Genomic DNA, 12,172 nt, shown 5'->3' with positions numbered 1-12,172 from the left:
CCTCCTCCCAGAGAGCATCTGCCGGATAGACGGAAACCTGATGAGGCGACCGTCAGCGAAACTCCACGACGAAGAAACACGCCGGCGTGAAGGTGACGCGAACATTCTGGCAGTTCGGGGCCAAATTTCGACCCTCTCGCGAAATCGCGAGTCGGTGCGCAGCGGTCGTGCCTGTGCGCCGCAGCTCACAAGTCTTTGCAACGTCTACGTTTTATGGAGCTGCATCAATTTCGCCGGAGCGCCGAAAAACGTCTCGCGCGGCGGCGGGGGACGGCGGGGCGAGATGTGCGAAAGAAAAATAGACCGCCCGAAACGGCTACAAAAATCGATTGAAATCAACCTGTGAGCGTGGTGACGTCCCCTAGGGGCATGATCGGCGCGGCGCTCTTTCCGAACGTCTAGCGGAAGAAGTAGAGTGCCACCCCGACCCAGAAGACCAAGCAAATCGCCGCGCCGATGACCAGTCCGCGAACGGCGTTCAACGGCCGTTTGGAGCGTTCGACGCGCTCGTCACGGCGCGCCGTTTCGTCGATATAAGGAGGTGTCTTTGTCGAGAGATCCATTATTCACCGTCCCATTGACCAACCGTCGCACAGAGCAATCCAGCCCCGTCTCCGTCGGTTGCGGGGCGGCACCGGCCACCCTCGCTCTATTCAGCAGAGTTTGAGTACGTTTGTCTTGAGAATCTTTTGTCGCACTGCGGCATGGCGCTGAAATCGTCAGAAAATTATTAGCAGAATATTTAAATTGCACAGACGTTCGGCAGTCGACCTTCTGTTGTCATGACTTTGTCGTCATCTTGCTCAGGCTTCATTCAACTTACGCGATGATAAGCGAATCACTTGGATGGACTTGTCTGCGGTTCTCGCGGCCACAAAATCGTGATATTGCGATGCACCCATGGTGACGGTGCAGCTTCGAGCGTTCTGAGGGGTTTCAATGCGCAAGATTCGCAAGGCAGTGTTTCCGGTGGCCGGTCTGGGGACGCGGTTCCTTCCAGCCACGAAGGCGATTCCGAAGGAGATGCTGACGGTGGTGGACCGTCCGGTGATCCAGTACGTGGTTGACGAGGCTCGTCAGGCGGGGATCGAGCACCTGATCTTCGTGACCGGGCGCAACAAGGGCGTCATCGAGGACTATTTCGACATTCAGGTCGAACTGGTGAACACGCTCACCGAGCGCGGCAAGGAGGCCGAGCTCTCGCTTCTGGATTCGCTGCAGCCCAAGCCGGGCACGGCGAGCTTCACGCGCCAGCAGGCGCCGCTCGGCCTCGGCCATGCGGTGTGGTGTGCGCGCGATCTCGTCGGGGGCGAGCCCTTCGCGCTGCTCCTGCCCGACATGATCATGCAGGCCGAGCAGGGCTGCATGAAGAAGATGGTGGAGCTCTACGAGGAGACGGGCGGCAACATCCTGTCGGTGGAACAGTGCGACCCGGCCGAGACGCACAAATACGGCATCGTGGGGCGGGCCGAGGACGTGGGCACCGGCTTTCGCATCGACGGCATGGTGGAGAAGCCGAAGGCGGCCGAGGCGCCGTCGAACTTCTTCATCTCGGGCCGCTACATCCTGCAGCCGGAGATCTTCGACATCCTGGAGACGCAGGAGAAGGGCGCGGGCAACGAGATCCAGCTGACCGACGGGATGCTCAAGCTCGCCGCCCGGCAGGACTTCTACGGCTACCACTTCACCGGCCGCACCTTCGACTGCGGCTCCAAGGAGGGCTTCATCGAGGCCAACGTCGCCTTCGCCCTCTGGCGCCCCGACATCCGCGAGAAGGTCTACGACAACCTTCAGGAACTCATCGAAAACGTCGAGCCGAAGTTCGCCGCGGCCGCCGAGTAGCACCGCGCGAGGAGAGAACGGCCGGGCGGTGCATGGCGCCGCCCGGTACCTTCGAAGGGCCGGCCGACGGAGCCGACCTCCCGCAAGCGCGAGGAGACATCCGTGACGCAAGCGCGACCCACCCCGGACGTCCGTCCGCCGTTGCCTGCCGCCGCCGGCGACATCTCTGCCCGCATCGACTTCCTGCGGCTCGTCCTCATCGTCGGGATCATGTTCGTCCACATTCCGTTCACGGCGCAGTACGAGCCCTATGCCGGAACGGGCGGCAGCTTTGAATATCTCATGATCTACCTGCGTGACGGGCTCTTCAGGGCCGGCGTGCCGGCGCTCTCGGTCATCTCGGGCTTTCTGCTCGCGCGGCAGATGTCGAAGCCCTATGGCGATCTCCTGAGAAAGAAGGCCGGCACGCTGCTCGTGCCGTTCCTGATCTTCAACGTCGGCACCTTTCTGGCCGTCTACGCCATGCAACTCGCAGGCGGCGGGACCTTCTGGCACGACGTCGCCGGCGCAAGCGTCGGCGAGAAGATCAATTACGCCTTCGGCCTCACCGACTACCCGATCAACGAACCCCTGTATTTCCTGCGCGACATGGTGGTCTGCATGATCCTTGCGCCGCTCCTCTTCATCGGAGCGCGCAGGGCCCCTTGGCCGACGCTCGCCTTTCTCGTCTTCATGGTGGTGCTCGGTCGGCAGGTGCCCGTCTGGGGAGAGCTCCAGGCTCTCGTCATCTTCCGCCCCAGCATCCCACTTTTTCTGTTCGCCGGGCTTCTCCTCGGTCTACGCAAGGCGGACCTGACGCGTCTCGACGGACATGTCGCGCCGGCTATCCTCGTCTGCGCGGTCGGTGGCCTCGTCATGGCCTGGGCTATGGCGCCCGCCGCTCCCCTCGGACAGGCCGGCCGATATGGCGTCCTTCTCGCCGCCCAGGTGGCGATCTGCGTCTCCGTCTGGATTCTCTCCGCGTGCCTCGTGCGCCTGCCGGCGGGACAGTTCGTCGCGCGCAACGGCTCGAAGGCCTTCTGGCTGTTCTGCACCCACGCTCCCGCGCTGGTGGTCCTGTTCATGGTCTGGATGAAGACCGGCACGTCCTACCCGCTCTTCTACCTCCTCTCGGTCCCCGTGACCGTCGTGCTTCTCCTGGCGCTCCACGCGATCCTGGGCGCGGTAATGCCCGGCGTGCTCGCCGTCGCGCTCGGTGCGCGGAGCGGTAAGGGCAAGGCGCGCGCGGCCGAGCGGGTGCCGCGCACGGCATGACGGACGGACGATGACGACGGAAGTCCGCAACGAGACGCACGAGTTGAAGACCAAGACGGCGTTCGCGGCGTTGTGGTCGGTGCTGCGCGTCTCATCGACGACGCTCGCGACCTTCGTCATCTTCGTGGTGCTGGCGCGCATTCTCGGGCCGGCCGAATTCGGCACCTTCGCGCTCGCGAGCCTGTTCGTCGAGATCGGCCGCATCCTCGCCTATGCGGGGATGGGCGACGCGGTGACGCGACAGCTCACGCTCGACGAGGAACTGGCCGACACCGCCTTCTGGTCGACGCTTGGATTCTCTACGGCCGTCGCGGCCATCGTCTTCTTCGCCGCGCCTGCCTACGGCACCTTCGTCAACGATCCGGCGGTGGCCGAAATCCTGCGCTGGCTCGCTCCTGTCCTGCCGCTCTCCGCGCTCGCCGTCATCCACAATGCGCGGCTCGCGCGGGACTTCGGCCACAGGAAGCTCGCAACACAGGCCATCGCCGGCAGCGTGCTTTCGGGCGCCGCCGCCATCGCGGCCGCCTTCGCCGGCTGGGGCGTCTACGCACTGGTGGTGCAGGCGGCGGTGAACGCCGTCGTCACCGTGGCGCTCGCGTGGCATGCCTATCGCTGGCGCCCGCACCTGCGCTTCAGCATCGCGCGCTTCCGCTCGGTGTTCCTGTTCAGCGCCTCGATGGTCGTCACGCAGGTCCTCTGGATGATGCTCGCGCGTGTCCAGGACATCTTCATCTCGCGCTGGTACGGGCCGGTCGAGGTCGGGCGCTATCGGATCGCCTGGCGGATGATCGAGCTGATCGGGCAGGCGGCGCTGCAGCCGATCGGCAGCGTCTCGCTGGTCACGCTGTCGCGCCTGCAGGAGCAGCCGGAGCGCTTCCAGGTCGCCTACAACCGCATCGTCGGCGCCGCGGCGCTCGCGACCTTCCCGCTGCTCTTCGGCTTCGGGGCGCTGTCGGACGAAATGATCCCCCTCCTGTTCGGCGCACAGTGGGAAGGCTCGGGCGACATCGCGGCGGTGCTCGTCCTGATGGCCGTGCCCTTCGTGATGAACTTCTTCGCAACGCCCGCCCTCGCGGCGATGGACCGCGCGCAGTCGGTGCTGGCAGTGGCCGCGGCGCAACTCGCCGCGACGTTGATCCTCACATGGATCGCCGTGCCCTACGGGCTCATCGCGGTCGCCGCCACCTATGTCGCGCGGGCCTACCTCACCATGCCCTACCAGCAATATGCGCTGAAGAAGCATGCCGCCGTGATGCCGTCGGCGACGCTCGCGGCGATGTGGCCGCCCTTCGCCGCATCGCTGATGATGGCCGTCGCCGTCTATTTCGCCAAGGCGCCGATCGCCGCACAGGTCGGCGAAGGCTGGCCGGCGGTCCTCGTCTGCGTCGTGCTCGGCGGCCTCGTCTACGCGGGCGCGATCCTCGTCCTCGGCTGGCGGATGCTGAAGCCGTTCCTGTCCCTGGCGCTGTCGATGTCGCCCTTGAAGAAGAGAGCCGCATGAGCGCCATTCCGTCCACGATCGAACGCGAGACGCACGAAGCGCTGATCGCCCGGCTGCGCGGCCTGATCGACGAGAAGCTGGCCCCCGCGCGTGCGGCCGCTCGAGGCACGCCCTTCGCGCTCCTCGACTATCCCGACCATCCCAATGTCGGCGACAGCGCCATCTGGCTCGGCGAGACCGCCTGGATGCGCGATGCGCTCGGCGCGATGCCGGCCTATGTCTGCCGCCAGGAGGCAGACTGGCAGACACTCGACCGCTTGGTTCCGGAAGGGCCGATCTTTCTTCACGGTGGGGGAAATTTCGGTGATCTCTGGCCGCAGCACCAGCTCTTCCGCGAAGAGGTGCTGGAGCGCTATTCCGGGCGGACGGTCATCCAGTTGCCCCAGTCGATCCACTATCGCGACCCGGCGGCGATCGAGCGAACGGCACGGGTGATCGCCGCGCATGGCGCCTTCGCGCTGCTGGTGCGCGACGAGAAGAGCCTCGCGCTGGCCCGCGAGCGGTTCGACTGCACGGTCGCGCTCTGCCCGGACATGGCCTTCTGCATCGGCGCGCAGAAACGGCCGGCGCCGCAGATCCCGGTGCTTCTTCTCCTGCGCACCGATCTGGAGCGCTCGACGGCGGCGCTCGATCCCGCCGACCTGCCGGCCGGCTGGGAGATGGATGACTGGCTGGTAGACGAGCCCGGCCTCTATCCTCATGCGCTGAAGGCGACGCGGATCGACGCCCTGAAGACACTCGACCCGCGTCAATGGTCGCGGCCGGCGCGCGAGACACGCTATTTAGAGACGCTGGCGCAGATGCGCTTCGACCGGGGCATCGCCATGCTGTCACGCGCCCGGTTCGTGATCACGGACAGGCTGCACGTCCACATCCTGTCGACGCTTTTGGGCCTGCCGCACGTCTTCCTCGACAATTCCTACGGCAAGATCCGTGGTCTGTCGGACGCGTTCGGCACGCGCTGGGAAGGGGCGGATCACGCCGAGACGTTGGAAGAGGCGATCGCGCTCGCCAAGGCCCGCACGGCGGGCTGACGCCTACCAGAGATGCGCTTCGCTCTTGCGGGTGCGCAGGCCCCGCGCGAAGTGCATCGGCATCGCGGCCATTCGGGCCGGCGACATGGCGAAGAGCTTCGAGGCGAGCTTGAGGTCGGGCATCGTGCCCTTGGCGAGCTGGCGCACGAAGAGGTAGGAATAGGCGCGGGTGTGGACGTCGAGCTGGCGGGAGACCGCCGTTCGCGTCTCGGCGTCGAGCGCGAAGCTCTGCATGATCTTCAGCCGGAACATCACGAGATAACCGTAGCGCGACGTGACCTTGGGCGAGGCCCAGTCGAGCGCGTCGTAATAGACGTTGACGCCGCGCCCGCAATGAACGTTCGGCGCGAACGAGATGACCGACCGTTCGCCCGCCTTGACGAGTTCGAGCCAGAACAGATGGTCCTCGCCAGCATTGCGAAGCGTCACGTCGAAGCGCAGGGCCGGATGCCGGGCATAGCGATAGACCACCGTCGAGGTCTGACTCAGATACTCGTCCAGCATGGCCGGGAAGAGATCGGCGGCCGCGATGGAGACGGCGGCGTCGCTGCCGGGCAGGGCGGAGAAATCCGGGTGGCCCGGCCCGCCCCAGTTAGCGAAGGCGCGGCGCTCGCCGAACCAGGTGCCTTCGATGTCGAAACGCGTATGATCGCAGAAGTAGAAGTCGGCGTCAGCCGTCCGCAGCGCGTGGAGCGCGTCGGCGATGTGGTTCGACGCCCATGTGTCGTCGGAATCGAGGAAGGCGACGAACTCGGTCTGCGCCGGATCGAGCGCGTCGAGGCCGGTGTTGCGGGCCGCGCCCGGTCCGCCGTTCTCGCGCTTCAGGGCGGTGAGTTCGATATGCTCGGGCACGGTGATGTTGGCAAGCTCGTGCGCGAGCGGCACCGGTGACGCGTCGTCGACGACCATCACCCGCATCCGTGTCTCGGCGGGCAGCTCCTGTGCGAACACCGACGCCAGGCTGCGTGCGAGGATGCCGCGCTCCTTCTGGAAGAAGGGAACGACGACCGCGACGCTGGCGCTCATCCGTTCGCTGCCGGCTGGCGGCGCAGATAATCGATCGCACCGCGATAGTAGGCGTAGTTGCGCCAGTGATCGAGCCAGATCGTGGAGGCCCCCCGCCGCCTCAGAAGAAAGAGAATGCGGTGCCGTGCCGCCTCGCGCCAGATCCAGCGCGGCACGCCGAAGATGGTGCGCCGTTCGACGTCGAGCGACGGACCCATGAAATTCCGCAAACGGCGCGATGCGAGATAGGCCCAGGTTTCGCCGGCGGACTGCTGGTAGACGCGGACGTAATCGAGCGTCTGGCGCGCTTGCGGGATGATGTGGCGCACGCGCGAGCCCGGCACCCAGATGCCGGTGCCGCCGTCTCCGATCACTTTCAGGACGACGTCAACCTCCTCGCCAAGGCGCTTCTGTCCGGGCGAGACGCCGAGGTCCGGATCGTAGAGATGGCGGCGCTGCTCGGCGCCGCGCAGCGCGTAGTTGGCGCCATAGGGCAGGCGGTTGCCTTCCTCGGCAAGCGCGATCGGATCGGCGCCGAGATCGCGTTCGGCGAGAAGCGCGTAGAGCGCCTGCCGGTTCTCCTGGAACCAGTCGGGCTGCTCGCCCTCCAGAACCGGCTCGATGACGCCGCCGAAGAAGGCTGCCTCGGGGTGCTCGTCGAAGGCCTGCGCGTAGGCCGCGAGCCATTCGGGGTCGATGACGACATCGTCGTCCGTCCAGCAGATGTATTCGCCCTTCGCCTCGGCGACGCCCCTGTTGCGGGCGTTGGAGAGACCTGCAACCGGCTCGGAAACCCAGCGGATCGGCAGGCGGTCCGCGTAGCTTTCCACGACCTCACGCGTGTGGTCGGTGCTGCCGTTGTCGACGAGCACGAACTCCCAGGCAAGGCCCTCCGGTACCCGCATGGCGGCGGCGCTGTCGAGCACGCGGCGAAGCTGCTCGGCGCGGTTGCGGGTGCACATGACGAGCGTAATGCGCATGTCGTCAGATCCTCGCGAGATGGGGCGTGTGAAGCGGAGCGCGCGCGGCGCGCAGCGGCACGGGAGGGGCCTCGCGCGGGCGTCTCGCCATGATGGAGAGGAGGAAGATCAGGAACGATCCGACCGTATAGGGAAAGAGAAAGTCGACCTCCGACATCGAGCGCACCAGGAACAGCGCGAGAAGCCCGAGGAGGATCGCCGCCTCGGAATCGCGTTGCACGACGATCCGCACGACAAGCCTCAGGAGCATCGTCAGAAGCATGAGCACCAGAAGCGCGGTGCCGAGCGCCCCCAGCTCGACGAAGGATTCGATATAGGTGTTGTGGAAGTGGAAACCGGTGCGCGAGGTGATGAAGAATTCGGCCCACAACCGCTCCGCCTCGGGGAAGCCCTGCACCCAGTAGGCCTGGTAGCCGACGCCCAGCAGCGGGTGGTCGAGCGCGGCGCGGATTCCGACGTCCCACAGATAGGTGCGCCCGGTCAGCGTCGTGTCCTTGCCGAAGGCGCCGAGAACGGCGTCGGCCGCGCCGAAGCGCAACGCGGCAATGACGACAAGCGCGGCGGCCGGCACGAGCAGCAGCGCCATCGCCAGCCGGTGGCCCGGTGAAAAGCGCAGGAAACCGAGCAGAGCGACGAAGGCCATGAGCGAGATCGCCAGCGCGATGACCGAAGTCGCCGAATGGCTGGCCATCAAAGTTGCCGAAAACAGAGCGCCGAGCGCGAGCGCGCCGGCTTTGACCAGCTGCGTCTCTCGCATGACGAGGACGAGCACCGCGACGAAGTAGACCCCGAGCGAGCAGAACAGGCCGAGCTGGTTCTTCGAGCCGAAGGCACCGACGAAGGTGTAGCTGCCGTCCATCGCGTCGTAGGCCGAATAGCCGAAGGCGAGCGAATAGAGGACGACGACGAAGACGCCGAGGACCATCCCCCGCGTCAGCGAGCGCAGGTCGACGAGGCGTGCGGCGATCACCGCACAGACAAAATGCGTCGCGTACTGGATGCCGCCGCGCAGGGATACGGACGGCGCGTCCGACCACAGCACCGAGAGGATGACGAAGATCGTAAAGGCCGCCGGCAGGATCAGTTCGCGCGGATTCCCGACGAGGCGCTTGTAGTCGACGAGGAGGAGCGGCAGCCAGACGCCGTAATAGGCGAGGATCGTGATTGCGCCGAGGCGGGAGGAATAGGCGAAGACGAACAGCGAGAACGCGACGGCAAAGGTCGCGTAGAGCTGGTTCCGCGCCGGCTCGACCAGCGTGCTCCGAGCGATCCTCATGATGCCCTCATCACGGCCTCAGAAGAGGCTGGCCGGCAGGTCGTAGCGTACCTTGACGACATCGCCGGGTTGAACCGCGGTGTTCTCCGTGGCCGCAAACTCGCTGACCTCGCCCGCGACCGTGCGCACGATCGAATAGGAGAAGTTCTCGGCGTTGTTCAGGCCGGCAGCGGCCGGGGAGAAGAGCGCTGCCTCGCGCACGAGATTGGCCTGCGTCTGCGCCTGCGAGATGACCGCCTCGATCTGCGCGTCGGCCTGCTGGCGCTGCTCGGCCAGTTGAGCGATGCGGTCGTTCTCGAGGCTGATGAGGTCCTGATCGGCCTCGGACATGTCCTGGCGCGCGCGCAGCATCGCGGTGTCGATGTCGAGCCCGCGGCCCTCGTACTCGGCGATGCGGCGTTCGAGTTCGGAGACGCGGGTGTTCACCACGAGGCCGCGCTCGGCGAGGCCGCCGACATCCACCAGCTCGCTACGCGAAAGCTCGAGCTGCCGGTCCATCGTCTCGCGCTTGCCGGTCAGCGCCTCGACCTCGCCCTGCAGCAGCTCCTTGAGGTCCTCGAGGGACTGCTTCTGCAGCGCGATGCGCTGGCGGTCCGCGCGCATGATCGACAATTCGTCTGCGTGCAGCGCCTGTGCCGCCGGCGCTTCCGCAAGTTCGGCCGGGATCTCGAAACTTTCCGCACCATCGAGCTCGGCCTGGAGGCGCGCACGACGCATGAGAAGGCGTTGGTGCTCGAGACGAAGGACGTCCACCTCGCCCTGGGCGCGCATCAGGTCGCGCTCGACGCGCAGGCCCGCATCCGCCGCGCGCCGGTGACCGCCGGCCATCGACAGCGCCTTGATGACGGTTAGGTCCGGGGCGAAGGGAAGGGCGCCGGGCGTCTGGACGTCGCCCGAAACGTAGATCGGGCGGAATTCGCCGATCTCGACGGCGGCCTCCGGCCTGTCGGCGAGGCCGAAGCGCTGCTGGAGCGCGTCGCCGATTTCCTTGCCGAGTTCAGCCGTGGTGCGGCCGGTCGCGGCCAGTTCGCCGATGAAGGGGATGGAGATCGTGCCGGAGGGGCTCACGGAATAGTCGCCCGTCACCGACGACCAGTCGCGGAACGCGCCCTCCGCCGTCTGCCACTCGGCGACGCGCAGCTTGACCATGTCCATCGGGCCGAGCGTGTAGGCGCCCTCCTGCGCGCCGGCTGGTACAGCCAGAAGCGCGCCGAGGGCGAGTGCGGCCGCAAGGGCGCGGGGGACGCGCATCAATAGCTTCCGCGTGACAGGCATACGGCGGGAATGGTGCGCGCTATGATCGAGAGGTCGCTGACGAAGGTCCAGTTCTCGACATAGTGCCGATCGAAGGCGACGCGGGCGTCGTAGGACACGTCGTTGCGGCCCGAGACCTGCCAGAGGCCCGTGAGGCCCGGGCGCGCCCGCAGGTAGCAATGGGCATGCGACCCGTAATAGCGCAGCTCGTCCGCGACGACGGGGCGCGGGCCGACGATGCTCATCTCGCCGGTGACAATGTTGAGGAGCTGAGGCAGTTCGTCGAGGCTCAGCTTGCGCAGGACCGCGCCGACACGGGTGACACGCGGGTCGTTCTGCAGCTTGCGCGTGGCGAGCCACTCCTGCCGGGCCTCGGGATTTTCCGCCAGGTGCCGCTCCAGCACCTCGTCGCCGTTCTGCACCATGGTGCGGAACTTCCAGCAGCGGAACTCGCGGCCATAGCGACCGACACGCTTGTGCCCGTAGAAGATGGAGCCGCCATCCGTCAGCTTGACCAGCGCCGCTACGACGAGCAGCAACGGACTGAGGAACAGGATCCCCAGCACCGCCCCAGTGACGTCAAGCGTGCGCTTGACCGGGTGGTTCGTCCGGCAGCTTGCAGGAATACCGATGGCACTGCCCGCGATCGACGGCGAATTTACCGAGGTTCCCATGACGGTCGCCCCCCGCTGTTTCAGGTGCGGATGATCCTTACATAAAATTCATCTCAATCAACAGTGAGGCCGCATAGCTGCAATGCAACTTGCGCATGACTGACTAAGTTGCCCAAATGAGGCGATGTGGAGGCGATGATCTGCCGCTTAGGAAGTTTCGCAGTTGTCGCGTCGCTTCATGATTGTGTCGCATTGCGTGGTGCGAACGCGTAAACCGTTGCTTGTATTTGGATTGATCTTGATGACGTAGCGTCATCAGCCGCTCGTGATTTGTGGCGATTTTCGATTTCGTTCACATCTCTCGAGTAATGTCCTCCGCCGATATTGGGCGTGCGACCTCCCGAACGGTCGGCCGGGACTTCGAAAATCGCGTGCAGCTCAGTATCGGCAACTGCGTTAGATGAATGTGGAAGGTGAATGCGAACTGTCCAGAAAGCGGGCCGGCGTCGCGATTTTCTCCCGCCGCCGCTCCATCTCGCCATCACCGGCGAAAAAAATCGCATCGGGCAGCGGGCGCGGTCGGTCTTGTCGCCGCTCGGACCCAACCCTATCCTGGCGATCCCCTTCGCTTTCCGCTTTAGGATGCAATGATTTCCGGCCGCCGCCGCTACAGCCTGTCCGCCCAGCCTCATGTCACCTATGCGGTCGGCGACGTGCATGGCTGCTTCGACAAGCTTCTCGAGCTCGAAGCCGCCATCGTCTCCGATGCCGCTCTGTTTCAGGGCGTGAAGCTGATCGTGATGATGGGCGACTATGTCGACCGGGGCGCCCGCTCCGATGCGGTCATCGAACATCTGATCGGCCCTGCGCCCGAGGGTTTCCATCGCATCTGTCTTTGCGGCAACCACGACTGGGCGTTCCACGCGCTGCTCGATGGCACGCTGCCGGTCGAGCGCGCGCTCGCCCTTGGCGTCGAGGCGACGCTGGAAGCTTACGGATGCGATCTGCGTGAGTACCACCGCGGCCTGCACCTCAACCAACGGCGGCTGCAGCAGGAACTCGCAACGTTCGTGCCGGAGCGTCATCGGGCCTTCCTGCGCGCCTTGCCGGTCTTGCTCGAAATGCCGAACCACCTCTTCGTGCATGCTGGCATCCGCCCCGGCGTGCCTATCGCGGACCAGAGCGAGGACGACCTGTTGTGGATCCGCGAGCCTTTCCTGGCGTTGAGCCAGCCGCTGCCGAAGATCGTCGTCCACGGGCATACGCCGCTCGAGCGTCCTTTGGCGGACGGTCGGCGGATCGCCGTCGATACGGGCGCATGCTACGGCGGCGCACTGACTGCCGCGCGGATCACCCGCGACGGCGCCGTCGGCTTTCTCTCCGTCTAACGCAGCGAGGCGACCGGCGCGCCA

12 protein-coding genes are annotated in these 12,172 nt (G+C 65.8%); 6 read left to right on the top strand and 6 right to left on the bottom strand.

What is annotated here, in order from left to right:
- The first annotated feature begins 40 nt into the window (after positions 1 to 40).
- Positions 41 to 346: a hypothetical protein gene (locus tag H1343_RS12995; RefSeq protein ID WP_185985736.1), complete on the top strand. Its 306-nt coding sequence runs from the start codon at positions 41 to 43 to the stop codon at positions 344 to 346.
- A gap of 52 nt (positions 347 to 398) precedes the next feature.
- On the opposite strand, the gene H1343_RS12990 is transcribed toward H1343_RS12995, so the two are convergent.
- A complete protein-coding gene (locus H1343_RS12990) occupies positions 399 to 563 on the bottom strand; it encodes a hypothetical protein (protein ID WP_185983296.1) in 165 nt (54 codons plus the stop codon).
- A gap of 376 nt (positions 564 to 939) precedes the next feature.
- Here H1343_RS12990 and galU point away from each other — a divergent pair, with 376 nt between their 5' ends.
- The 4 genes from galU (at position 940) to H1343_RS12970 (ending at position 5,631) form a co-directional block, all read left to right on the top strand.
- The gene (gene galU, locus H1343_RS12985) at positions 940 to 1,842 is read left to right on the top strand and encodes a UTP--glucose-1-phosphate uridylyltransferase GalU (protein WP_185983295.1); all 903 of its coding nucleotides are present in this window, start codon (positions 940 to 942) and stop codon (positions 1,840 to 1,842) included.
- A 102-nt stretch (positions 1,843 to 1,944) separates the two neighbouring features.
- The gene (locus H1343_RS12980) at positions 1,945 to 3,096 is read left to right on the top strand and encodes an acyltransferase family protein (protein ID WP_185983294.1); all 1,152 of its coding nucleotides are present in this window, start codon (positions 1,945 to 1,947) and stop codon (positions 3,094 to 3,096) included.
- 10 nt (positions 3,097 to 3,106) lie between these two features.
- The gene (locus H1343_RS12975; protein WP_185983293.1) at positions 3,107 to 4,597 is read left to right on the top strand and encodes an oligosaccharide flippase family protein; all 1,491 of its coding nucleotides are present in this window, start codon (positions 3,107 to 3,109) and stop codon (positions 4,595 to 4,597) included.
- Positions 4,594 to 5,631: a polysaccharide pyruvyl transferase family protein gene (locus tag H1343_RS12970; RefSeq protein WP_185983292.1), complete on the top strand. Its 1,038-nt coding sequence runs from the start codon at positions 4,594 to 4,596 to the stop codon at positions 5,629 to 5,631. The genes H1343_RS12975 and H1343_RS12970 overlap by 4 nt, the downstream gene beginning before the upstream one ends.
- Before the next feature lie 3 nt (positions 5,632 to 5,634).
- On the opposite strand, the gene H1343_RS12965 is transcribed toward H1343_RS12970, so the two are convergent.
- The 5 genes from H1343_RS12965 to H1343_RS12945 are packed head-to-tail and all read right to left on the bottom strand — an operon-like array spanning position 5,635 to position 10,820.
- A complete protein-coding gene (locus tag H1343_RS12965; protein WP_185983291.1) occupies positions 5,635 to 6,657 on the bottom strand; it encodes a glycosyltransferase family 2 protein in 1,023 nt (340 codons plus the stop codon).
- Complete coding sequence (locus H1343_RS12960; RefSeq protein ID WP_185983290.1) at positions 6,654 to 7,616, bottom strand: glycosyltransferase; 963 nt, start codon at positions 7,614 to 7,616, stop codon at positions 6,654 to 6,656. Before H1343_RS12960 ends, H1343_RS12965 begins: the two co-directional genes overlap by 4 nt.
- A gap of 4 nt (positions 7,617 to 7,620) precedes the next feature.
- The gene (locus tag H1343_RS12955; protein ID WP_185983289.1) at positions 7,621 to 8,892 is read right to left on the bottom strand and encodes an O-antigen ligase family protein; all 1,272 of its coding nucleotides are present in this window, start codon (positions 8,890 to 8,892) and stop codon (positions 7,621 to 7,623) included.
- A gap of 18 nt (positions 8,893 to 8,910) precedes the next feature.
- Complete coding sequence (locus H1343_RS12950; protein ID WP_185983288.1) at positions 8,911 to 10,143, bottom strand: polysaccharide biosynthesis/export family protein; 1,233 nt, start codon at positions 10,141 to 10,143, stop codon at positions 8,911 to 8,913.
- Positions 10,143 to 10,820, bottom strand: a complete 678-nt coding sequence (locus H1343_RS12945; protein ID WP_185983287.1) for a sugar transferase — start codon at positions 10,818 to 10,820, stop codon at positions 10,143 to 10,145. Before H1343_RS12945 ends, H1343_RS12950 begins: the two co-directional genes overlap by 1 nt.
- 587 nt (positions 10,821 to 11,407) lie before the next feature.
- On the opposite strand from H1343_RS12945, the gene H1343_RS12940 reads away from it, so the two are divergent.
- Complete coding sequence (locus tag H1343_RS12940) at positions 11,408 to 12,148, top strand: metallophosphoesterase family protein (protein WP_185983286.1); 741 nt, start codon at positions 11,408 to 11,410, stop codon at positions 12,146 to 12,148.
- Positions 12,149 to 12,172 lie beyond the last annotated feature (24 nt).

It is taken from the genome of Aureimonas mangrovi (assembly GCF_014058705.1).
Taxonomy (GTDB): Bacteria; Pseudomonadota; Alphaproteobacteria; order Rhizobiales; family Rhizobiaceae; genus Aureimonas; species Aureimonas mangrovi.
Note: the sequence above shows the minus strand (reverse complement) of the source record. Positions and strands in the feature narration are given on the sequence as shown.